This window comes from Haloechinothrix halophila YIM 93223, assembly GCF_000504245.1.
Classification (GTDB): Bacteria; Actinomycetota; Actinomycetes; order Mycobacteriales; family Pseudonocardiaceae; genus Haloechinothrix_A; species Haloechinothrix_A halophila.
In genome coordinates this window covers 5528243-5551297 of the sequence record NZ_KI632509.1, presented here as the reverse complement: position 1 = coordinate 5551297, position 23055 = coordinate 5528243, and the positions used below count along the sequence as shown (strand labels likewise).

The window sequence follows — 23055 nt, the reverse complement described above, 5'->3', positions numbered from 1 at the left end:
CGTCCTCTTCGGCGACCGGCTCGTCCTCTAACGCGCCGTCACACACAGTGACGGATTCGACCACTCATCAAAAGCAACGAAAAGGATAAACAGGCCCAAACATCCACAAAAATCTTGACACGCTGGCATCGGCAGCATCGGCTGAGTCCGATCCAGCGCCTGGACCTGCGACTTCTCATCGACGCAGAGCACGATCGCGTTCTCCGGAGGCGCCAGATACAGCCCCACCACATCGGTGACCTTGGCGACCAGCTCCGGGTCGGTGGAGAACTTGAACGTCCCGGCCCGCCAGGGCTGCACGCCGTACGCGCGCCACGCCCGGGCCACCGTGCCGTTGCTGATTCCCAGCCGGGCAGCCAACAGCCGACTCGACCAGTGCGTCACCCCGAGCTTCTTCGGTGGCGGCTTCAACGTCGCCGCCACGACTTGGCGATGATCTATCGCCCGCGGCCGACCCGAGCGCGGCTCATCGTGCAAACCGTCGATACCCAAACTCTCGTAGCGTTCCCGCCAACTGATCACCGTCGGCCGCGACACCCCCACCCGCTCGGCGATCGCCGTATTCGACACCCCCTCGGCGGCCAGCAACACGATCCGAGCCCGCTGCACCAGCCCAGCACGCACCGATGAACTCCGCGTCAACGACACCAGCCGCTCACGATCACCATCACGCAACACCAGAGCAGCCGCAGCACGATTCGCCATGCCGCATTCTGACACTCACCGAACCGTCAAACCACTATCGACACGCGACACTAGCGGTTGATCCCGTGCGCCCCGGGCCCCGCGAGTCCCGGCTTACGGTGCGGCGAGTTCCGGATTCGGCACGAACTCACCCGGCGTACGGGATCAACCGCCTAGACTTGCCCTATGTCCGTAGCTCTAGCCGATCGGCTCGACGACGCCACCCGCGACGAATCGAGTCTGCGTCGGTTCCTCGACGGCCTGCCCGGCGTCGACCAGGTAGGCCTGGAACAGCGGGCGGCCGGATTGGCCACCCGCAGTATCAAACAGGACGCCAAACGCTGGGCGATCGACACCGCCATCAGCATGGTCGACCTGACCACCCTCGAAGGTGCCGACACCAGGGGCGCCGTGCGCTCGCTGTGCGCGAAGGCCGTGCGGCCGGACCCGCAGCGTCCTGACACCCCGAGCGTCGCCGCCGTCTGTGTCTATCCCGACCTCGCTGCCACCGCCGTCGAGGCCCTGACGGGCACCGACGTCGCGGTCGCCAGCGTCGCCACCGCGTTCCCATCCGGTCGCTCCAATCGCGCGGTCAAGCTGGCCGACACCGCGCTCGCGGTCGAGTCCGGCGCGGCCGAAGTCGACATGGTGATCGACCGGGGCGCGTTCCTCGAAGGCCGCTACGGCGACGTCTACGACGAGATCGTCGCGGTCAAACAAGCCTGTGGGGCCGCACATCTGAAGGTCATCCTGGAGACCGGCGAGCTGGCGACGTACGACAATGTCCGCAAGGCGTCCTGGCTGGCGCTGCTCGCGGGCGGGGATGTCATCAAGACGTCCACCGGCAAGGTCTCGCCCGCCGCGACGTTGCCGGTCACGCACGTCATGCTGCAGGCGGTGCGGGACTACTACGAGGCGACCGGTGAGCCGCGCGGCGTCAAGGCGGCGGGCGGCATCCGCACCACGAAGGACGCGATCCGGTACCTGGTCGCGGTCAACGAGGTCGCGGGGGAACAGTGGCTAACGCCGTCGTTGTTCCGATTCGGTGCGTCGAGCTTGCTCAACGACCTGCTGTTGCAACGACGCGCCAAACAGGACGGCCACTACAGTGGCGCGAACTACCTGCCCGAGTGAGGGGACGACATGATCCGACCGCAATGGACACCGAGGCGCTGACATGCCGGTGTTCGACTACGCGCCCGCGCCGGAGAACCGCGAGATCGCGCGGGTGAAGCAGTACTACCAGCCGTTCATCGGCGGCGGATTCGTCGACGGTGGAGGCGAGCCACTCAAGACACTCAACCCGGCCACCGGCGAGGTGCTCGCTGAAGTGTCCACGGTGGCGTCATCCGATGTGGACAGCGCGGTGACGGCCGCGCGGAAGGCGTTCGAGCGCGTCTGGTCGCCGATGCCTGGCGCGGAACGCGCGAAGTACATCTACCGGATCGCGCGGCTGATCCAGGAACGTGCCCGCGAACTGGCCGTGCTGGAAAGTCTCGACAACGGCAAACCGATCAAGGAGTCCCGCGACGCCGATATCCCGACGGCTGCCGCGCACTTCTTCTACCACGCGGGCTGGGCGGACAAGCTCGACTACGCCGGGTTTTCGACCAGCACCGCCGGGCCTCCGCAGCCTTTAGGCGTCGCGGGCCAGGTCATCCCGTGGAACTTCCCGCTGCTCATGCTGGCGTGGAAGATCGCGCCCGCGCTGGCCACCGGCAACACAGTCGTGCTCAAACCGGCTGAGACGACGCCGCTGACCGCGCTGGTGTTCGCCGAGATCTGCCAGCAGGCCGAGCTGCCGCCCGGGGTGGTCAACATCGTGCCCGGCGCCGGCGACGTCGGCGAGATGCTGGTGACCCACCCCGGCATCGACAAGGTCGCGTTCACCGGATCGACGGAGGTCGGCAAGCTGATCCAACGGCAGCTCGCCGGTACTCGCACCCGGCTTACGCTGGAGCTAGGCGGCAAGGCGGCCAACGTCGTGTTCGACGACGCTCCGCTGGATCAGGCGATCGAGGGCATCGTCAACGGCATCTTCTTCAACCAGGGGCACGTCTGCTGCGCGGGCTCCCGGCTGCTGGTGCAGGAGTCGGTCGCCGACGAGGTGCTGGCCAAGCTGCGTGCCAGGGTGGAGACGTTGCGCCTCGGCGATCCGCTGGACAAGAACACCGATATCGGTGCGATCAACTCCGCCGAGCAGCTGGCCAAGATCCGGGAGCTGGTCGCCTCCGGCGAGGACGAGGGCGCGCAGCGGTGGACCAGCTCGTGCCCTGTCCCTGAGAAGGGCTACTTCTTCGCGCCGACGGTGTTCTCCGGGGTGGAGTCGTCGATGCGGATCGCGCGGGAGGAGATCTTCGGGCCGGTGCTGTCGGTGCAGACGTTCCGCACCCCCGACGAGGCCGTGACCAAGGCGAACACCACGCCGTACGGGCTGTCGGCCGGGGTGTGGACCGAGAAGGGCTCGCGCATCCTGTGGCTCAGCAATGCCTTGCGTGCCGGGGTGGTGTGGGCCAACACGTTCAACCGGTTCGACCCATCCGCGCCGTTCGGCGGCTACAAGGAGTCCGGCTTCGGCCGCGAAGGTGGCCGGTCCGGCCTGGCGGCGTACTTGAAGGGGGCGGACGATGGCGAAGTCTGAGCGGGTCAGCGTGGCCAAGACGTACAAGCTCTACATCGGCGGGAAGTTCCCGCGCTCTGAGTCCGGTCGCTCGTATCCGGTGACGTCGGAAAGCGGCGCGTTCCTGGCCAACGCGTCACAGGCATCCCGCAAGGACCTGCGCGATGCGGTGGTCGCCGCGCGTTCGGCGTTCGGCGGCTGGTCCGGCGCGACCGCGTACAACCGGGGCCAGGTGCTGTACCGGGTCGCCGAGGTGATGGAAGGCAGGCGGGAGCAGTTCATCGCGGAGGTGCGTGACGCCGAGAACGTCCGCCCCCGCACCGCTGAGTCTCTTGTGGACACCGCGATCGACAGGTGGGTCTGGTACGCGGGCTGGACCGACAAGCTCGCCGCCGTGCTCGGTGGCACGAATCCGGTCGCGGGGCCGTACTTTTCGTTCACCGTGCCGGAGCCGACCGGCGTGGTCGGTGTGCTCGCGCCGCAGCGGTCGTCGCTGCTCGGGCTGGTGAGCGTGCTTGCCCCGGTGCTGGCGACCGGCTGCACCGCCGTGGTGGTCAGCAGCGCCGCACGGCCATTGCCCGCGATCACGCTCTCGGAGGTGCTCGCGACGTCCGATATCCCCGGCGGGGTGGTGAACCTGCTGACCGGACACGCTGCCGAGCTGGGTTCGTGGCTAGCCTCGCACGCCGACGTCAACGCGCTCGACCTCACCGGCGCCGACGCCGAGCACCGGACGGAACTAGCCCGATCCGCCGCCGACACCGTGAAGCGGGTGCTGCGAGCACCGGAGGACGAGCCGGACTGGACGTCGTCACCCGGCATCGGGCGGATGCGCGCCTACCTGGAGGACAAGACGGTCTGGCACCCCATGGGGGTGTGACGGGCTGGCAGTTGACAGCGCTGGGCGTGAAACTGGTGCTGTGTCAGCTGAGCTCGCCGAGGGCAGGGAGTGCTTCGACCGTGGTGTGTGGTCGGATGCGTACTCCCTGTTGACTGCGGCGGACGCCGCCGAGCCACTGGCCGGGACAGATCTCGAACGGCTCGCGCACGCGGCCGCCCTCGTTGGCAGGGCCAGCGAGAGCACCGAGCTGTGGGCACGGGCGTACCGGGCGTGGTCGGCGGCAGGGGAGACGGATCGCGCGGTCCGGGCTGCCTTCTGGCTGGCATTCGGGCTGCTGAACAGCGGCGAGCTGGTGCGAGCGGGTGGCTGGATCGACACGGCGCAACGGCTCGCGGACAGCAGCGGCTCGAGTGGTGCCGAGCAGGGCTTGCTCCGCTACCTGACCGGCTTGCGCCGCACATTCGAGGGCGACGCCGCGGCAGCTGCGGCGGCGTTCGCCGAGGCGGCGGCGCTGGGCGAGGACTCGGGCGACGTGGAGCTGACCACCCTGGCCAGGATCGGGCTCGGCCGATGCCGGATCTATCAGTCGGCGATCGACGACGGTCTCGCGCTGCTCGACGAGGCCATGGTGGCGGTCACCGAGGGAGAGCTCTCCCCCGTGATCGTCGGTGACGCCTACTGCACGGTGATCGAGGGCTGCTGGGAGGTCTTCGAGCTGCGCCGCTCGCAGACGTGGACCGAGGCGCTGCGCCGCTGGTGTGACAGCCAGCCGTCGATGGTGCCGTATCGCGGTCAGTGCCTGGTGCATCGCGCCGAGATCCTGCGGCTGCGCGGGCAGTGGGATGAGGCCATGGCGGAGGCGCGGCGAGTCTGCGAGTGGCTTGCCGAGCCGAGCGCAGAGGCAGCTGCCGGAGCGGCCTTCTATCAGAAGGCGGAGCTGCACCGGCTGCGCGGCGAGTTCGAGCAGGCGGAATCGGCCTACCGGGACGCGAGCCAGTGGGGATGCGAGCCGCAACCTGGCCTCGCGCGGCTCCGGTTGGCGCAAGGACGTGCGGACGCCGCCGTCGCGGCGATCAGACGGGTGTTGGCCGAGGCCGAGGACGTCGTGAGCCGGTCGCACTACCTGCCCGCGTACGTGGAGATCATGCTGGCGACCGACGACGTCGGGGCCGCGCGCGAGGCCAGCGAGGAGCTGGCTGCCATCTCGGAGACGTTCCGCCGTGACATGCTCATGGCTGTCGCCACATCGGCGGCAGGCGCTGTCGCCCTGGCGGAAGACCACGCCGAGGCCGCGCTCGGGCCGCTACGACGCGCCGCGCAGACCTGGCAGGAACTCAACGTCCCGTACGAGCGGGCCAGGGTCCGCGTGCTGCTCGGGCTCGCCTGCCGGGCCATGGCCGACCACGACACGGCGGAGTTCGAGCTGACCGCGGCGCACGATGTGTTCACCCGGCTGGGTGCCGAATCGGACCTGGCGCGACTACGAGGCCTCACCGGGAGCGGTGATACCCGAGGGCTGACCCCTCGTGAACTGCAGGTGCTGCGGCTGCTGGCGACCGGCAAGACCAACCGGGCCATCGCTGCCGAACTGGTGCTCAGCGAGCGCACGGTCGACCGGCACGTCAGCAGCATCCTCGCCAAGCTCGGCGTGGCGACGCGCTCGGCGGCGACGGCGTACGCCTACGAGCACGATCTCGTCTGAGCACCGTGCCTGGGCGAGATCACCCAGGCACGGACCATCGTGGCGAACATTCTTTGGGCCCGGAACCGCTTGCGCAGCCGACGTTGCCGGGTCGTTCGGGTCAGGCCGGGTCTCGCCACATGGCAAAGCCGGTAGGCCCGTCGGGCAGATTCAGCTCGGCGGTAACCGTGAAGCCGTGGCGCTCGTAGAGCCGCCGGTTCTGTACGCAGGTCGCTTCCAGGTAGGCGGGGATGCCGTCGCGGTCGCACTGATCCAGCACGTCACGGAGGAGTGCCGAGCCGAGTCCCTGACCCTGCCGGTCTGGGACAACGCCGATGAAGAACAGATACCAGTGCGAGTCCTCCGGCTTGTACTCCTCGGAGATGCCCAGGAGGGTGCCGAAGCGTTCGGCATCCTCTGGTGAGACGGCCATCATCGAACTCGCGAATGCCTCCATGTCGTCGGCGATGGGCTGACCCGGCGGCACCCAGACGGTGGCTCCACCACCGTCGTCGGTCGTGAAGATGCTCTCGCGGGGGAGGATCGCACGGGTGATCACCGAGAACCACCCTGAGTACGTGGACCTCCGACGCTCGGGATCGGGGCACAACCAGTTGAAAACCGGGTCGTCGAGGAACGCTTCCGTCAGCGTGTCGACCACGTGCGGGAGATCGGTTTCCTGGGCGGTGGCAATTGTCTGGGTGCTCATGGGTTCCTCCTTGGTTGGCCGGGTCGAGGGTGGGGACAGGGCGGCGTTGGGTTCCTTCGCATCCCGTTCTGCCGCTGCTCGCGCCTCAGAGCCAACGTTACGAAGAGAAGAGGCACCCCACATCGGGTGGATCACTCAAATCGAGCTGGCGGGCGCGTGGGTAGTTCTGCAGGGGTGCCGCGCGATTCGCGCTTCGACCAAGTCAACCGACCCGCAGCGCTGGTGAGAGGCTGGCGCGCCTGGCGAGACATCGGACGTCGCGGCGGTACGGTGACGGCATGACCGGCGCGCTGTTCTACGACCCTCGGCGCTACTACACCGTCGAGGAGTTCGCCGCGCTGCCCGAGGACACCAGCGCCCGCTACGAGCTGCAGGACGGCGTAGTCGTGATGAGCCCCCGGCCGACCCCGTTGCATTCGCGGACTAAGACCGGGCTCATCGCGTTGCTCGACAGTCAGATTCCCGAGGGACTCGTGCTGCTCAACGAGGTCGACGTCGACTTGCAGCTGAGTTCCCCGGTAGTCCGCGTTCCTGACCTCGTGATCGCGCGCGAATCGGTCGTGGCGGCACGGATCGCGAAGGCGGCGGATGTCCTGCTGGCCATCGAGATTGTCTCCCCCGGCTCCGGGCACATGGACACGGCGATCAAGCCGATGGAGTACGCCGACGCTGGCATCCCGCACTACTGGGTCATCGATCCGAACCCGCCGGTCACCGCGACCGTCTACCACTTGATCGACGGCGCATACGAGGAGTCCCAGCGAGCCGAAGGCCGCTTCACGGTATCCGAACCGTGCCCGCTGACTGCCGACCTCGACGGCCTTGGGACGAGGCTCTGACGGAGAAGCTATGACGGACACCCACCCCGTCGCCGTGGTCACCGGCGCCGGATCAGGACTTGGCCGCCACATCGCTCGCGCGCTGGCGGACGACGGCTACCGCGTCGTCCTCATCGGACGGCGCGCGGAGGCGCTACGCGAGACGGCGGCGGACATCCCGGCGGAGCGCGCCCTCGTGCTGCCTGCTGACATCACCGACGCCGCCGCCGTTGCGACGACCTTTGACGCGGTATTGAACGAGTGGGGCAGGGTAGACGTCCTGGTCAACAATGCGGGGACGTTCGGGCCCGCCGGTGCCGTCGACGAACTCTCGCCCGAGCAGTGGCAGCAGGTCGTCGACGTCAACCTCACCGGCGCGTTCCTCTGCGCACACCACGCGGTACGGGTGATGAAGGCCCAGGATCCGCGGGGCGGGCGGATCATCAACAACGGCTCCATCTCCGCGCACAGCCCCCGGCCCGCCAGCGTCGTCTACACCGCGACCAAGCACGCCATCACCGGGCTCACGAAGTCGATCTCGCTCGATGGCAGGGACTACGGCATCGCGTGTGGACAGATCGACATCGGCAACGCCGCCACCGACATGACCGCCGGAATCGCCACCGGGGCGCGGCAGGCCGACGGCTCCGTGAAACCGGAGCCCACCTTCGACGCCGAGCATGCCGCTAGGGCCGTGCGCTACATGGCGAACCTGCCGCTGGAAGCCAACGTGCAGTTCCTCACGCTCACCGCGACGACCATGCCCTACATCGGCCGGGGATAGCGTCTATTCGGGGCTTTGGCCGGTCGATGTGTTCGCCCCGCTTGGTCATGCCGAGTGCTGCGGCCGATCGATGGTGGTGCCGGTGCCCGAGAAGTCGGTGCTCAATCGCTCGGCCAGCTCGGGGTCGCTCCACACTTCGGCCGTTGACTGCCACGCCGCGAGCGCACGTGCGAAGGGCATCAGGGAATCCGTGTCGGCTCCGGCCGCGAGATGCGCGAGGAGATCCTTCATGCAGTCATCTCGTTCGTCCGGCGGCAGCCAGTGCAACCAAGGCAGTTGCTCGGCCAGGATGTCCTCCGCGAGGCTACGGTCGTACTTGACCAGCGCCATGAGGGCGCGTGTCGCGACCGCCATGCCGGAGCGCGTCGCATCGAAACGCTCAGCCCGGCTGAGTACGAGGTCGTCGTCATCTCGACGTTCAAGGACAACGTCGGCGCTGTCCAGGGCTGGAAGCACCTTGCTGGGGCCGCGGAGAAAGTCCGAGTAGGGGAAACGACGTACTGCCATGTCGTCATGATATCTGAAGTAGTTCAGATCAGCTCGTTCGCGCTACTCCATCAGGCTCGCAGCCAGGGTCGCGCCCAGCTCCCAGCAGGCCTCCAGGTCCTCCTTCGACGGCTCGCCCGTGACAGTGACCGGTGCCGCCGACGTCTCCCAGCCGAGGCCGGTCACGATGCGCTCGATGCCGCGCGTTGTGCCGGAGACGTCGCTGCCGCCGTGCACGTAGTAGCTGTACGGCCTGCCCTTCGTCGCGTCCAGACACGGGTAGTACACCTGATCGAAGAAGTGCTTCAGCGCGCCGGACATGTAGCCGAGGTTGGCCGTGGTGCCGAGTAGGTAACCGTCGGCGGCGAGCACGTCGGACGGCGTTGCCGCCAGCGCGGGCCTGCGCACGACGTCGACACCTTCGATCTCGTCCGTAGTCGCACCGTCGACGACGGCCTCGAACATCGACTGCACGTTCGGCGACGGCGTGTGGTGCACGATCAACAGCGTCGGCATGGTTCCAGGGTGCCGCATAGCGTGCCGTCGTTACCGTGAGGTATGCCGCAGCCACGAGAACTGACCGTCGAACTGCCCGCATTGACCGTGTCCGCGCTGGCATGGGGTCCGGAGGATGGGCCGCTTGCGCTGTGTCTGCACGGCTTCCCTGACACCGCGTGGACCTGGCGCCACCTCGGGCCGGAGCTGGCCGAGCGTGGCTGGCGCGTGGTCGCGCCGTTCACCAGGGGATACGCGCCGACCGGACCCGCGCCGGACGGCGATTACCGGGTGGGTGCGCTGATCACCGATGCGCTCGATCTCTGCCGTGCCCTTGGCTCGGACGACCGCACGGTCCTCATCGGTCACGACTGGGGCGCCCTGACCGGGTACGGGATGGCGGCGCACGAGCCGGAGATGTTCGGCCAGCTCGTCGCCATGGCCGTGCCACCGATCGGCGCCATCACCGAGACCGTTCGCGGGAACTGGCGCATCGCGGGATCGCAGGTACTGCGCAGCTGGTACACGATGTTCAATCAATTGCCCGCCGTGCCGGAACGGCTCTTCGACCGGCTGGTGCGGCTGCTGTGGCGGCGCTGGTCGCCCGGCTATGACGGGACGAACGACCTAGCGCGGCTCGCCGAGGCGATGCCCGACCGTGCGCATCGGAAAGCTGCCCTGACCTACTACCGGCATACGCTGCTGCCGCGCGGCACCTCGCGACGCTACGACGTCGCCCACCGCGCCTGGCTCGACTCGCCCCAGGTACCGACGCTCTACTTGCACGGCGCGGACGACGGCTGCATGAGCCCTGGCTTCGCCGAGCGCGCGGCGCGCCATCTCCCGGACGGCAGCGAAGTGGACGTCGTGGCGAACGCTGGGCATTTCCTGCACCTGGAGCAGCCAGACCAGGTCAACGCCCGGATCGCGGACTTCCTCAACCGGCCCGGTGGCGAGCCATCAGCGGGCTGAACCGCGCATGAGCCGGTCGCGCCACCCGGCATCGGTGATATCGTTGGATATCTAGGAGGTGGGCCGTGTCGGATTTTTTGGTTCGCGATGTCCCTGAGGATGTGCTCGCTGCTATCGACGCGCATGCCGCGCGGCTCGGCGTGTCGCGCAACGAGTACGTTCGCCGGGAGTTGAGCCACGTCGCGCAACGTTCCGCCTCCCCAGTCACGACGGACGATCTGCGGCAGTTCGCTGATGCGTTCAGCGACCTGACCGACGTGGACCTGATGGAGCGGGCGTGGGAGTGAGCGCGTGACAACGCACTGGCTGATCGACAAGTCCGCGTTGGTGCGCATCGGCGCCAGTTCCGACGCGGAACTCTGGGCGAACCGGATCGAGCGCGGACTCGTGCGCATCACCACCGTGACCCGGCTCGAGGTCGGCTACTCGGCACGGTCGGCGTCCGATCTGCGCGCCGGCTTACGCAATCCACCGCTGTCGCGGATGCCGGTCGAGTACGCGACACCGGCCATCGAAGACCGCGCTGTCGACGTCCTCGCCCTGCTCGCCGAGCGAGGACACCACAGGGGCCCGTCGATACCGGATGTGTTGATCGCGGCGACTGCCGAGCTGGCGCGCCTGACAGTCCTGCATTTCGACAAAGACTTCGAACTCGTTGCCGAGATCACCGGCCAGCCGGTTGAGCGCCTGGCGATGAACTAGCCGAGCCAGCTATGACATTCCCCGCGCGAGCAGTTCCCTGACGTCGACTCGGAGGCGGTCGACCGCGTCGTCCGCGTCGTTGACGTCCGCCGGGCGCACCACCTGCAGATAGGTTTTGAGCTTCGGTTCTGTGCCAGACGGTCGTATCACCACCCGGACGCCGTGCCCGATGAACCGGAGGACGTCGGCGTCAGGCAGCAGGTCTTCCGTGGTGACCGGAACCCCGGCGAGTTCCTCAGGCGGCGCGGTGCGTAGCCGCGCCATGATGGTGCCGATGACGTCGAGGTCGGTCACCCGGATCGACACCTGGTCGGTCAGGTGCACGCCGTGTGCGTGGTCCAGTTCGGACAGCGCATCAGCGAGCGAGGACCCGGCCGCTTTCCGCGTGGCAGCCAGGTCGGCGGCGAGTATGGCGGCGGAGATGCCGTCCTTGTCGCGCACGGCACCGGGGTCGACGCACAGTCCGAGCGCTTCCTCGTATGCGAACACCAGCCGCGCGCCGTCGGCGGCTTCCGCTCGCGCGAGCCACTTGAACCCGGTCAGCGTCTCCGTGTACTCCGCGCCGTGCGCCGCCGCGATCGACCCCAGCATCGACGACGACACGATCGTCGTCGCTACTAACGGCTTCGGACACGTCGTGCGGTCCAGCGTGGCCAACACGTACTCGCCGAGCAGCGCGCCGGTCTCGTCGCCGCGCAGCATTCGGAACCGCTCGCCGTCGCGGATGCCGATGGCGCACCGGTCGGCGTCCGGGTCCAATGCGACCGCCAGATCGGCGCCGGTGCCCTCGGCCAACGTGAGCAGCGGATCGCACGCGCCGGGCTCCTCCGGGTTCGGGAAAGCCATGCCGCCGAAGTTCGGGTCGGGCGCGAACTGCTCCTCCACCACGACGACGTCGGCAAAACCTGCCTCACGCAACGCGTCGACCGCCACCTGCCCGCCGACCCCGTACAGCGGCGTCAGCGCGATCCGCAGGTCGCGCGCGCTGCCGCGGGGCAGCGACGCGACCCGGTCCAGGTACGCCCGCAGCACGTCGGCAGACAGCTCCCGCCAGGTCTCCGTCCTCGGCACGGCGAGTGCGGCGGGGGACTCACCGATAGTGGCCTCGATGTCGGTGTCGGCGGGCGGCACGATCTGTGCTCCGCTGCCGTCGTAGAGCTTGTAGCCGTTGTCCGGCGCGGGGTTGTGCGACGCCGTGAGCTGGATGCCAGCCACCGCGCCCAACTCCCGGACCGCGAACGCCAGTAGCGGAGTCGGCAGGGCCTCGGCGAACAGCCGGACGTCGAACCCAGCCGCCGCGAGCACCCCTGCGGCGTCCGCCGCGAACACGTCCGAGCCGTGCCGGGCGTCACGGCCGATCACCACGATCCCGCCAGCGCAGCCGGAATCCCGCAACCACTGGGCGACGCCGTGCGTCGTCCGCACGACCACCGCGCGATTCATCCCGTTCGGCCCCGCGCGCACCGGCCCGCGTAGCCCTGCCGTGCCGAAGCGCAACTGACCGGCCATCCGATCGGCCAAGTCATCGACCGCGTGGGCGTCGCCCCCGAGCGCGGCGGCGAGCACCGCCTGCAACTCGTCGCGATCGGACTCGTCGAGATCGTCCGCGATCCAGCGGAACGCGGCGTCCCGCAGCTCGGGCGGCACCCGTGAGCCCGGCACCCCGCCAGCGGTCCTCGGGTGCCGTGATTCGGACCCGCCAGCGGTCCTCGAGTTCCATGATTCGGACCCGCCAGCGGTCCTCGGGTCCCATGATTCAGACCCGCCAGCGGTCCTCATGCCCGCGCCATCAGGTCCCGCAGCAGGGCACCCATGCGCGTCGCCGCCGCCTGGCCCGCTTCGAGGACTTCCTCGTGGTTGAGCGGCTGTCCGGACAGTCCCGCAGCCAGGTTGGTGACCAGCGACAGCCCGAATACCTCGACGCCGAGCGCACGGGCCTGGATCGCCTCAAGCACGGTCGACATCCCCACCAGGTCCGCGCCGAGCGTGCGCAGCATCCTGATCTCTGCTGGCGTCTCGAAGTGCGGCCCGTACAGTCCCGCGTAGACACCCTCCGCAAGCGTGGGGTCGATCTCGGTCGCGATACGGCGCAACCGGGGCGAGTACAGGTCGGTCAGGTCCACGAACGTCGCGCCGACAAGCGGGGACCGCGCAGTCAGGTTCAGGTGGTCGCTGATCAGCACAGGCTGGCCCACCTGGAAGCCTTCCCGCAGCCCACCGGCGGCGTTGGTCAGCAGCACCGCCTTCGCACCCGCCGCCGCTGCCGTGCGCACTCCGTGCACCACGGCGTCCACGCCGAGGCCTTCGTAGATGTGGCTGCGCCCGAGCAGGATGAGTGCCCGTTTGTCGCCGACAGCGACCGAACGTGCGGTGCCGCCGTGTCCCTCGGCAGCGGGTTTGGCGAACCCGGGCAGCGTGCCGAGGTCGAGTTCCGCATCGGGTTGTCCGATCACGTCCGCCGCGCCGCGCCACCCGGAGCCGAGCACCAGCGCGATGTCATGGGCGCCGAAACCGGTCCGCTCGGCAATGGCAGCGGCGGCGTTCGCAGCAAGATCCGCAGTCACGTCGAAAAGCCTAAGCGGTCGGTGACGATCTGCACGAGCATGGTCAGCCCCTGCTCATGTTCTGCAGCACGGTGTAGAAGAGCTCTCTCGCCTTCTTGATGTCCTCGCTGACATGTACCTGCCCTCCGGTCGCCTTCGCGATGTCCTGCAACTCGCTGCCGTCGATCTCGGTGCCGAGCCCGACGAAGATCACCGGTGTCGGCTTGCTCCTGTCGGCGACCTTGCCGAGCTTGGCGAGCAGTTTCTCCCTGGTGAGGCCGTTCTCGTAGTAGTTCTTGCCGTCGGTGACGACCAGCACCAGGTTCAGCATCGCCGGGTCCCAGCCGCGCTTCACCTCCTTGACCGCTGCGAGCGTGGTGTCGTACAGCCCGGTGTTGCCCTCCGGCCCCGAGGTGAGGTCATCGACCTTGTCCGGTAGGCCGTCCGCGATGTGCTGCGACGCCGGCTTCCACGGCGCCACCTCGCGGTACGGCAGTTCGCCGTCGCGGTTGGTGGAGAACTCCCACAGCGTCAGTTCGGTGTTCGGCCGCAGCAGCCGCATCGCCTCGGACAGCACGTTCTCCGCGACCTGCATCCTGGTCAGCGGCGTGCCGGGCACCATCTTCTCCATCGAGCCGGAGACGTCGAGTGCGACGAGCAGCCGCGCCGCGGAGGACAGCGTCGCCCACTTCTGCAGCACCTTGGTCGCGGCCTTGGCGCCGGGGGTGTCCAGTGGCTTGCCGGCATCGGCGCTGATCCGCTTGTCGGCGGCGCCAGGACCGGTCAGCTTGCGGTTGCTGCCCCGGAAGCCGTGCCGCGACATCACGGTGCGCGCCGCCTTTTTGTCCAGCGCCTGCTGGAGCGCGAACGCGGCCTCCCGCTGCTTGGCGCCGGTGCCCTCCAGCACCACGAACGGGTAGTCCAGCCACGCCGTCGGCACTTCGGGGTACGCGGCGACGACGGAGCCCGTCGTGCCCGACCCCGCATCGGTGCTCTCGTTGTGGTGGAACACCGCCTGTTCCGATGACGGGAACGACGCCACGATCGGGTCGGTGCCGCCGTCCGGCAGGTGGCGATACGGGTCGCCTTTCGTGCCGAAGGTGTTCTTCGTCAGTAGCTGCATCGCCTTGGTGCGTTCGGTCTCGTTCCAGGCGAGCTTCTCGATACCCATCAGCGCGAGTACAGCGGCGGTGTCCCGCGACGGATCGGGCGTGCCCGCGATGCCGGTGCCGCTCAGCAGCTCCGACCACGTCGGGTTGCGTTCCGGCCAGCCCGCATCGCTCGCCGCGTTCTCGGTCGAGGCGAGCACGATCGGGCTGCTCGCGATGGAGGTGCCGTCGCTCGGCACGGCCGCGGTCTTCGCGTTGGCGCGCCGCAGCCAGAGCGTCGAGTCAGGAATCCAGACGTCCGGCCGCTCGGCCTTGTCGCGGACGTTGCCAGCGACCTTATGCGACTTCACGGCCCTGATGTGGGGCCGGACGCATCGAGCTGGGCCTTGCAGCGTGGGCAGCTCTTCCGTGACGAACTCGGTCAGCGCGGGCGCGATACTGGGGTCGGCGTCGACGGTGAACGTGGTTTCCTCGCCGCAGGATTCCGCGGCCTGGGTGATCCAGCGAACCGCCAGCACCGCAACCAGCGTCGTCACGACGAACGCACTTGCGAACGTGAACAACCCCTTGCGCTTGGGTGCGCGTGCGTCTGCCGCCGCCTTGCTGTGTCTTCCCGCCACTGACGTGATCCCTCGCCTGTTGTGCTGCTTCGCCCGTGGTTCCGCCCCAGCCCCACGGCCCCATAGCCTCCATCGCGACGTTGCGACATCGGGGTGACGGCACCAAAGACCGATATCCGGTCGTTGGGCAGGTTACGCGGAGAATGATGTGATGTGGATCACGGAAAGTCCATGTGGGTGGCCGCGATCGGCTGGCCGCCCGATGTCTGATTACGCTGAGTGCCTTACGTACCTTTGCGAACTTCGCGGATGAGCGCCCTATTTGCCGTAGTAGTCGCCTTGTCGCGACTGAGATAACGGTCCGATAACAAATCGAACGGCGTTCGCTTTCTCCGTCCTCCGGCGGGCAGGGCTAGGCCGTTCAGCCGATGTCGAAGGTCGGCACGATCCGCTCGAACAACTCGGTCCTGCCGCGCGACTCCTGCTCGGTCGGCACCGTTACCCGCACCACCCAGAGGCTCGAGTCCATCCGGCTCAGGCGAGCGTATGTCGTGCGACCGATGACCTTCGTCGTCGGCTGGCTCGTCGGGTTCGGCTGACCCGTCTGCGCCGACTGCTCTGGCGCGGTCTGCGTCTCGATCGTGCGGTAGGTGACGTCGAGCGGCCCATCCAGCGTGGTGCCTTCCGCGCGGTCGACGAGTACGAAGCCGTCCGCTGGCCAGAACGACCGCAGCCCGTTGAGGTAGTCGTCCGCGTCGTTGTCGGGGAAGTACTCCGCGAAGCGTTCCACTCCGACCATGAGGTGACCGTTGGCTGACACGAACTGCACCAACGTGCTCGCGGGCAACGTGCCAGCCTGCTGCTGGGTGACGAATTTGGTCCAGCCAGCCGGGACGTCGATCTGGAACCGGCCCGCGGTGTCGCCGTTGAGCACCGTGGCGTCGCCGCGCTGTGTGATGAGCGGCCCGATCGCCGCGGAGCCGTCGAACCGCTGCTCGCTGGCCGCGGGCAGCACGGTCACCCCGGCGAGCGTGCGGGTCAGCGCGAACCCGCCCGCACCGGCGATGAGGAACGCGACGACGGTGAGGACGGCGAACAGGGCCAGCCGCACCGACCGGTGCCGGTCGTGACGCGGTGTCGCGGACGCGAACGGCAACGGGCCGGGGTCGGCGGCCAGCGGCGCGGTGCCGCCGGTCGACGTCGACTCCTTCTCGGCCTCGGCGCTGGGCGCCGCCTCGGCGGGTTCGTGCTCCGGTTCCGCTCCGGCATCGGTGTCGAACAGCGCGGGGTCGAACAGTGGCCTGCCCGGCTGCGGGCGCAGGTCGAACAGGGTGTCGCGCACCGTGACCAGGTCAGGTCGCTGGGCAGGGTCCTTCGACATCAGACCGCTGATCAACGATGCGAGCGGGCCCGGCGACGGCTGCGGCACCGCGTCGTGCACGACGGCGGTCGCGGTGGCGATCGGATCGCCGTCGGCGTCGTAGGGCGGGTCGCCCTCCAGTGCGGTGAACAGCGTCGCGCCCAGCCCCCACAGGTCGGCGGCGGGACTGACCTTCTTTCCCGAGGCGAGTTCCGGTGCCATGTAGGCGGGCGAGCCGAGCATCAGCCCGGACTTCGTCAGCGTCATGTCCGAGACGTTGCGAGCGATGCCGAAATCGGTCAGCTTGATCCGGCCGTCTCTGGAGACCAGCACGTTCCCCGGCTTGACGTCGCGGTGCGTGATGCCTGCGGCGTGCGCGGCCTCCAGCGCGGCGGCAACCGCATCGCCCACTTCGGCGGCTTGCGCCAGGCTGAGCGGGCCGTTGTCCGCGATCAGCCCAGCCAGGCTGCGCGCGGTGAGCAGTTCCATCACCACGAACGGCTCGCCCTCCTCGCGCACGACGTCGTAGAGGGTGATCACGTTCGGGTGGGAAAGCGACGCGATGGCGCGGGCCTCCCGGAGCGCTCGTTCCCGCTGCTCCTCGGCCTGCGCGGCGGGGAAGCCCGGCGGCAGCTTGATGCCTTTCACCGCGACGGGCCGATGCAGGAACTCGTCGTAGCCTGCCCACACGGTGCCCATCGAACCGGCGCCAAGCTCGGTGCTGAGCCGGTACCGGCCAGCGACGAGACGGCCCTGATCACTGGCCTGGTCGTCGGGTTGGCTTTCGGCCTCGTCACCTGGTTGGTTACTTCCGGCTGCCACGGAGTCATTCTCACCGACGACGTGCCGAGAGGCATTCCGGCATGGCGAGTAAGTACCACGGACGGCGGCGACCAACTTCACATGATCGACCGCGCCACAACCCTTAGCATGGCTAGGTATGACAGAGCTGTCCCAGCCAGAGCGGCTCACGCTCGCCGCGGACTTCGACGACGCGACCCTGAGCCAGTGGCGGGACCGCGTCGCCGGTGTGCTCCGCAAGACCGGCGCGCTCGGAGCCGACGACGAATTGCCAGCGCCAGAACGCCTGCTCGCGAGTACTACCTACGACGGGATCGAGCTGCGGCCGCTCTATACCGCTGACGATGCCGCCGAACTGCCGTCCGCCGGGCTGCCCGGTCTCGCCCCGTTCGTGCGGGGCAACCGGCCGGAAGGCGCGGTCGCCAGCGGCTGGGACACGAGAGTGCGCCACGCCGGTCCCGACGTCGCCGCCACCGCCGATGCCGTGGTCACCGACCTGGAGAACGGCGCGAACTCGGTCTGGCTGCGTCTCGGCGGGAACGGGCTGCCGGTCGACGCGCTGTCCGACGTCCTCGGCGGGGTCTACGCCGATCTCGCGCCGGTTGTCCTCGACGCGGGCGCGGAGTACGCGGCGGCTGCCGAGCAGCTGCTCGACGTCTTCGCCGCCAAGTCCATCGCGCCGAGCGAGGCCATCGGCACGCTCGGCGCCGACCCGATCGGGCTGCATGCGCGGACCGGCCAGCGCCAGGACGTCGAACCGGCCGCCGAACTGGCCGCGCGGATCAGCGCCAGCCACCCGAAGCTGCGCACCATCGTCGTCGACGCGCTGCCGTATCACGACGCGGGCGGCTCCGACGCCCAGGAGCTCGCCGCCTCGATCGCGGCGGGAGTCGCCTACCTGCGGGCGCTGACCGCGCAGGGCCTCAGCGTCGCCGACGCGGCGGCGCAGATCGAGTTCCGCTACGCCGCCACCGCCGAGCAGTTCCTCACCATCGCCAAGCTGCGCGCCGCGCGACGGCTGTGGGCACGGGTGTGTGAGGCGTCCGGGGTCAGCGACGCCGACGCGGCCCGCGCGGCGCAACGCCAGCACGCTGTGACGTCCTCGGCCATGCTCAGCACCCGTGATCCGTGGGTGAACATGCTGCGCGGCACGCTCGCCTGTTTCGGCGCGGCGGCCGGTGGCGCGGACGCCATCACGGTGCAGCCGTTCGACGCCGCGATCGGGCAGTCCGACGCCTTCGCCCGCCGTATCGCCCGTAACACCAGCTCGATCCTGGAGTCGGAATCGAAGATCGCCGGCGTGATCGACCCGGCTGGCGGGTCCTGGTACGTCGAGACGTTGACCGACGACCTGGCGCGCACCGCGTGGCGTGAGTTCCAGGCCATCGAGGCAGCTGGCGGCATCGACGCCGAGCTGGCATCCGGTGGCATCGCCGCGCGGCTGGAAGCGACTTGGCGCGCCCGCGAGGCCAGTCTCGCCACCCGCAAGGACCCGCTCACTGGCATCAGCGAGTTCCCGCAGTTCGACGAGGAGCCGCTCGAGCGTGCGCCGCTGCCGCCTGAGGACCGCACCGGCGGGCTGCCGCGCGTGCGCTACCCGCAGGCTTACGAACGGCTGCGCGACCGGGCCGACGCGCATGTCGCCAAGCACGGCAAGCGGCCGAAGGTCTTCCTCGCCACGCTCGGTCCTGTCGCCGCGCACACCGCGCGGGCGACGTTCGCGAGCAACCTGTTCGCCGCCGGCGGGATCGAGCCGGTCAACCCCGGCGCCACCGACACCGTCGCCGACGTGCTCGCCGCGTTCGTCGGCAGTCACACCACGGTCGCCTGCCTGTGCGGCACCGACATGGCCTACGCGGAGCAGGCCGACGAGGTCGCCGCCGCGCTGCGCAAGGCGGGCGCGAAGGCCGTGCTACTCGCTGGCAAACCTACCGACGCCTACGACGGCATCACCGGGTTCGTCCACTCCGGCTGCGACGTGCTCGACGTACTGGCAACGACGCTGGACACGCTGGGAGTTGAACACTCATGAGCATCCCCGACTTCACCGGTGTCGATCTCGGCACGCCGCGCGCCGCTGACAAGGCGGAGTGGGTTGCATCCCTGCAGGCGAACACCGGCAAGAGCACCGACGCACTGGAGTGGGAGACGCCGGAGGGCATCGGCGTCAAGCCGCTCTACGACGCCGACGACCTGTCTGAGCTGGACTTCCTCGACACGTACCCCGGCATCGCGCCGTTCCTGCGCGGCCCGTACCCGACGATGTACGTCAACCAGCCGTGGACCATCCGGCAGTACGCGGGCTTCTCCACCGCCGCGGCGTCCAACGCTTTCTACCGTCGCAACCTCGCCGCGGGCCAGAAGGGCTTGTCGGTCGCGTTCGACCTCGCGACCCACCGCGGCTACGACTCCGACCACCCGCGGGTGTCCGGCGACGTCGGCATGGCGGGTGTCGCGATCGACTCCATCTACGACATGCGGCAGCTGTTCGACGGCATCCCGTTGGACAAGATGTCGGTGTCGATGACCATGAACGGCGCGGTGCTGCCGGTGATGGCGCTCTACGTGGTCGCCGCCGAGGAGCAGGGCGTCAAGCCGGAACAGCTCGCGGGGACCATTCAGAACGACATCCTCAAGGAGTTCATGGTCCGCAACACCTACATCTACCCGCCACAGCCGTCGATGCGGATCATCTCCGACATCTTCGCGTACACCTCGCGACGGATGCCGAAGTTCAATTCGATCTCGATCTCCGGCTATCACATGCAGGAGGCAGGGGCGACCGCTGATCTTGAGCTCGCCTACACGCTCGCGGACGGCGTCGAGTACATCCGCGCCGGGCTGGACGCCGGGCTGGATATCGACGCGTTCGCGCCGAGGCTGTCGTTCTTCTGGGCGATCGGGATGAACTTCTTCACCGAGGTCGCCAAGATGCGCGCCGCCCGGCTGCTGTGGGCGAAGCTGGTCAAACAGTTCGAGCCGCGCAACGAGAAGTCGTTGTCGCTGCGCACCCACTGCCAGACGTCCGGTTGGTCGCTGACAGCGCAGGACGTCTACAACAACGTGACGCGCACCTGCGTTGAGGCGATGGCGGCCACGCAGGGCCACACCCAGTCGCTGCACACCAACGCGCTCGACGAGGCGCTGGCGCTGCCGACCGACTTCTCCGCTCGCATCGCGCGGAACACGCAATTGCTGTTGCAGCAGGAGTCCGGCACCACGCGAGTGATCGACCCGTGGGGCGGCTCGGCGTTCGTGGAGAAGCTGACCTACGACCTGGCCCGCAAGGCATGGGCACACATCAGCGAGGTCGAATCGGCCGGTGGCATGGCCCGTGCGATCGACGCGGGCATCCCGAAGCTGCGTATCGAGGAAGCCGCCGCCCGTACGCAGGCGCGCATCGACTCCGGGCGGCAGCCTGTCGTCGGCGTCAACACCTACCGCGTCGAGCAGGAGGAGCAGATCGACGTCCTCCAGGTGAACAACGCCGATGTCCGGGCGGAGCAGTTGGACAAGCTCGCCCGACTGCGTGAGGAGCGCGACCAGGGCACGGTGGATTCGGCGCTGCGAGCGCTGACCGCGGGCGCTGACGGTGACGGGAACCTGCTCGAGCTGGCCATCGACGCCGCAAGAGCCAAGGCGACCGTCGGCGAGATCTCGGACGCGCTGGAGCAGGTGTGGGGCCGCCACGCTGGCCAGATTCGTACCATTTCCGGTGTGTACCGCAATGAGGTTGGCCAATCGCCCGCCGTCGAGACCGCGCGCGAGAAGGTCGACGAGTTCGCCGAGGAAGAGGGCCGACGCCCGCGCATCCTGGTCGCCAAGATGGGCCAGGACGGCCACGACCGTGGCCAGAAGGTGATCGCGACGGCGTTCGCGGACATCGGGTTCGACGTCGATGTCGGCCCGCTGTTTTCGACCCCTGCCGAGGTCGCGCGGCAGGCCGTCGAGGCGGACGTGCACGTCATCGGGGTGTCCTCGCTCGCGGCGGGCCACCTGACGCTGGTGCCCGCGCTGCGCGCCGAGCTGGCCGAGCTCGACCGCTCCGACATCATGGTCGTCGTCGGCGGGGTCATCCCGCCGCAGGACTTCGACGCGCTGCGCGAGGCCGGTGCCGCCGCGATCTTCCCGCCGGGCACCGTCATCGCCGAGGCCGCGATCGGCCTGCTCGACCAGCTCAACGCGGTGCATTCGGGCCACTCCGACGACGGTGCCTCCCCCGACCACTCCCGCGGTGTGTCTCCGACCCACCGCCCCGACGGGTCCTGATGGCGCGACGCACCATCGACATCGCCGCCTACGCCAAAGGAGTGCTCGCGGGGGAGCGGGGAGCGCTGTCGCGGGCGATCACCCTGGTCGAGTCGGCGCGTGCCGACCACAGGGAGCAGGCGCAGCGGTTGCTGGTCGAGTTGCTGCCCCAGTCAGGTGGCGCCGCGCGGGTGGGCATCACCGGGGTGCCAGGCGTCGGCAAGTCGACATTCATCGAGTCGCTGGGCACCACGCTGACCTCGCAGGGGCATCGGGTTGCGGTGTTGGCCGTCGACCCGTCGTCCACCCGGTCGGGTGGCAGCATCCTCGGTGACAAGACGCGCATGGCGAAGCTGGCCACCGACCCCAACGCGTTCATCCGACCATCACCCACATCGGGAACGCTGGGCGGTGTCGCGCGTGCCACCCGCGAGACCATCGTGCTGATGGAAGCCGCGGGCTACGACGTCGTGCTGGTGGAGACGGTCGGGGTCGGGCAGTCCGAGGTCACCGTGGCCAACATGGTCGACTGCTTCTTGTTCCTGACGCTCGCCCGAACCGGTGACCAGCTGCAGGGCATCAAGAAGGGCGTGCTGGAACTCGCCGACGTCATCGCGGTGAACAAGGCCGACGGTGAGCACGAGCGGGAAGCGCGCAAGGCGGCACGGGAGCTGTCCGGTGCGTTGCGGCTGCTGTACGGGCCGGACGCGAGCTGGACGCCACCCGTGCTGACCTGCAGCGGGATGTCCGGCGCCGGGTTGGACACGGTGTGGCAGCAGATCGGCAAGCACCGTGATGCCATGGCAGCCTCTGGCGAACTGGCCGCCAAGCGCAGCCGACAGCAGGTCGACTGGATGTGGGCCATGGTGCGGGAGCAGCTGCTGCTCCGGCTGGAACGGCACTCCGGTGTACGCGCCGTAGTCGGCGAGGTCGAGGAGTTGGTTCGCGGGGGTGAGATCACCCCGACACTCGCGGCGCAGCGCATACTGGACGCCTTCGGCGAGTAGCCTGGTCATCTTGCGTGCTGGGATGGTGAGTGAGGCGATGACGAAGTTGCGTGGTGTCGCGCTGACGCTGGTGTTCGGTGGCATCGCCGCCGCGCTGGTGCCTGCGTTCGGGGTCGCTGGTCCTACCCAGGTGTCGGTCGTCGGACAGCCGGTCGCCGCCGTCGCGACGACGACGGACACCAAGGCCGCGAAGCCCGACAAGGCGCAGCAGGCCAAGGAAACCACGCAGCAGCGGAAACAGCCCACCGCGTCGCCGTCGCGCACCGCGCAGGGCGATGGACCCAACATCAACGAGCGTAAGAAGCAGGCCAACGACGAGCTGCGGCAGAACAAGCTCGTCGTGGGCGGCGTCGCCGTCGTGCTGTTGCTGATCGTGCTGTGGGGCCGCAGGGTGCGCTCGAAGCGGCGGAACCCTGGGTCGTAGCGCGTCGCGGAGCGGGCATGGTTGACGTGTCGCCGCTGCGCTGGCACCGCTGGGGGTACCGTTCGGTCGCTCGATGAGTTCAGCGAAACCGAACTGTGGGTAACCGCTTGTCGATGGAAGTCGACCGGCCGTCTCTTGACGACCCACTCCGCTACTCTGAATGGGGAGTGGAGTGCAAGAATGATCACAAATGGCTATGAGTTCTTTTCCT

20 protein-coding genes and 1 pseudogene are annotated in these 23055 nt (G+C 68.7%); 13 read left to right on the top strand and 8 right to left on the bottom strand.

Annotated features, from left to right (window positions below; all coding sequences use genetic code 11):
* Positions 1–126: 126 nt before the first annotated feature.
* Positions 127–705, bottom strand: a pseudogene (locus AMYHA_RS25355) (IS630 family transposase); the annotation flags it as partial.
* A 165-nt stretch (positions 706–870) separates the two neighbouring features.
* Here AMYHA_RS25355 and deoC point away from each other — a divergent pair.
* The 4 genes from deoC to AMYHA_RS25335 are packed head-to-tail and all read left to right on the top strand — an operon-like array spanning position 871 to position 5847.
* On the top strand, positions 871–1818 hold the full coding sequence (gene deoC, locus AMYHA_RS25350) for a deoxyribose-phosphate aldolase (protein WP_034275199.1): 948 nt from the start codon (positions 871–873) through the stop codon (positions 1816–1818).
* A 43-nt stretch (positions 1819–1861) separates the two neighbouring features.
* A complete protein-coding gene (locus AMYHA_RS25345) occupies positions 1862–3325 on the top strand; it encodes an aldehyde dehydrogenase family protein (RefSeq protein ID WP_034275197.1) in 1464 nt (487 codons plus the stop codon).
* Positions 3312–4184 carry an aldehyde dehydrogenase family protein gene (locus AMYHA_RS25340; protein ID WP_034275195.1) on the top strand — a complete coding sequence of 291 codons (873 nt, stop codon included), beginning with the start codon at positions 3312–3314 and terminating at the stop codon, positions 4182–4184. Before AMYHA_RS25345 ends, AMYHA_RS25340 begins: the two co-directional genes overlap by 14 nt.
* Before the next feature lie 40 nt (positions 4185–4224).
* A complete protein-coding gene (locus tag AMYHA_RS25335) occupies positions 4225–5847 on the top strand; it encodes a helix-turn-helix transcriptional regulator (protein WP_034275193.1) in 1623 nt (540 codons plus the stop codon).
* 100 nt (positions 5848–5947) lie between these two features.
* On the opposite strand, the gene AMYHA_RS25330 is transcribed toward AMYHA_RS25335, so the two are convergent.
* On the bottom strand, positions 5948–6535 hold the full coding sequence (locus AMYHA_RS25330) for a GNAT family N-acetyltransferase (protein WP_034275191.1): 588 nt from the start codon (positions 6533–6535) through the stop codon (positions 5948–5950).
* Between the two features lie 278 nt (positions 6536–6813).
* Between AMYHA_RS25330 and AMYHA_RS25325 the strand changes: the two genes are divergently transcribed.
* Positions 6814–7374 carry a Uma2 family endonuclease gene (locus AMYHA_RS25325; protein ID WP_034275188.1) on the top strand — a complete coding sequence of 187 codons (561 nt, stop codon included), beginning with the start codon at positions 6814–6816 and terminating at the stop codon, positions 7372–7374.
* A gap of 10 nt (positions 7375–7384) precedes the next feature.
* Entirely contained in the window at positions 7385–8137 is a 753-nt protein-coding gene (locus tag AMYHA_RS25320; RefSeq protein WP_034275185.1) for an SDR family oxidoreductase, read from the top strand.
* A gap of 45 nt (positions 8138–8182) precedes the next feature.
* On the opposite strand, the gene AMYHA_RS25315 is transcribed toward AMYHA_RS25320, so the two are convergent.
* Together AMYHA_RS25315 and AMYHA_RS25310 are read right to left on the bottom strand one after the other, a co-directional pair.
* A complete protein-coding gene (locus AMYHA_RS25315; RefSeq protein ID WP_034275182.1) occupies positions 8183–8644 on the bottom strand; it encodes a hypothetical protein in 462 nt (153 codons plus the stop codon).
* Positions 8645–8686: 42 nt separating this feature from the next.
* Positions 8687–9139 carry a flavodoxin family protein gene (locus AMYHA_RS25310; protein ID WP_034278823.1) on the bottom strand — a complete coding sequence of 151 codons (453 nt, stop codon included), beginning with the start codon at positions 9137–9139 and terminating at the stop codon, positions 8687–8689.
* Between the two features lie 42 nt (positions 9140–9181).
* Between AMYHA_RS25310 and AMYHA_RS25305 the strand changes: the two genes are divergently transcribed.
* From AMYHA_RS25305 to AMYHA_RS25295, 3 genes are all read left to right on the top strand, one after another.
* Positions 9182–10090 carry an alpha/beta fold hydrolase gene (locus AMYHA_RS25305; RefSeq protein ID WP_034275179.1) on the top strand — a complete coding sequence of 303 codons (909 nt, stop codon included), beginning with the start codon at positions 9182–9184 and terminating at the stop codon, positions 10088–10090.
* 65 nt (positions 10091–10155) lie between these two features.
* On the top strand, positions 10156–10377 hold the full coding sequence (gene vapB, locus AMYHA_RS25300) for a type II toxin-antitoxin system VapB family antitoxin (RefSeq protein ID WP_034275176.1): 222 nt from the start codon (positions 10156–10158) through the stop codon (positions 10375–10377).
* A 4-nt stretch (positions 10378–10381) separates the two neighbouring features.
* A complete protein-coding gene (locus tag AMYHA_RS25295; protein WP_034275173.1) occupies positions 10382–10792 on the top strand; it encodes a PIN domain nuclease in 411 nt (136 codons plus the stop codon).
* A 9-nt stretch (positions 10793–10801) separates the two neighbouring features.
* On the opposite strand, the gene AMYHA_RS25290 is transcribed toward AMYHA_RS25295, so the two are convergent.
* From AMYHA_RS25290 to AMYHA_RS25275, 4 genes are all read right to left on the bottom strand, one after another.
* Positions 10802–12454 (bottom strand): phospho-sugar mutase, encoded by a 1653-nt coding sequence (locus AMYHA_RS25290; RefSeq protein ID WP_034275171.1) that lies wholly within the window; start codon positions 12452–12454, stop codon positions 10802–10804.
* Positions 12455–12567: 113 nt separating this feature from the next.
* Positions 12568–13356, bottom strand: coding sequence for a purine-nucleoside phosphorylase (locus tag AMYHA_RS25285; RefSeq protein ID WP_034275169.1), 789 nt, complete (start codon positions 13354–13356; stop codon positions 12568–12570).
* A 43-nt stretch (positions 13357–13399) separates the two neighbouring features.
* A complete protein-coding gene (locus AMYHA_RS25280) occupies positions 13400–15064 on the bottom strand; it encodes a substrate-binding domain-containing protein (protein ID WP_034275166.1) in 1665 nt (554 codons plus the stop codon).
* A 361-nt stretch (positions 15065–15425) separates the two neighbouring features.
* Positions 15426–17186, bottom strand: a complete 1761-nt coding sequence (locus AMYHA_RS25275) for a serine/threonine-protein kinase (RefSeq protein WP_034275164.1) — start codon at positions 17184–17186, stop codon at positions 15426–15428.
* A 118-nt stretch (positions 17187–17304) separates the two neighbouring features.
* Between AMYHA_RS25275 and AMYHA_RS25270 the strand changes: the two genes are divergently transcribed.
* From AMYHA_RS25270 to AMYHA_RS25255, 4 genes are read left to right on the top strand one after another with little or no spacing between them, the layout of a single operon-like run.
* On the top strand, positions 17305–19197 hold the full coding sequence (locus AMYHA_RS25270; RefSeq protein WP_034275162.1) for a methylmalonyl-CoA mutase family protein: 1893 nt from the start codon (positions 17305–17307) through the stop codon (positions 19195–19197).
* On the top strand, positions 19194–21434 hold the full coding sequence (scpA, locus tag AMYHA_RS25265; protein ID WP_084037500.1) for a methylmalonyl-CoA mutase: 2241 nt from the start codon (positions 19194–19196) through the stop codon (positions 21432–21434). The genes AMYHA_RS25270 and scpA overlap by 4 nt, the downstream gene beginning before the upstream one ends.
* Positions 21434–22420: a methylmalonyl Co-A mutase-associated GTPase MeaB gene (gene meaB / locus AMYHA_RS25260; RefSeq protein ID WP_034275160.1), complete on the top strand. Its 987-nt coding sequence runs from the start codon at positions 21434–21436 to the stop codon at positions 22418–22420. The genes scpA and meaB overlap by 1 nt, the downstream gene beginning before the upstream one ends.
* A 37-nt stretch (positions 22421–22457) precedes the next feature.
* Positions 22458–22844 carry a hypothetical protein gene (locus tag AMYHA_RS25255; RefSeq protein WP_157362413.1) on the top strand — a complete coding sequence of 129 codons (387 nt, stop codon included), beginning with the start codon at positions 22458–22460 and terminating at the stop codon, positions 22842–22844.
* Positions 22845–23055 lie beyond the last annotated feature (211 nt).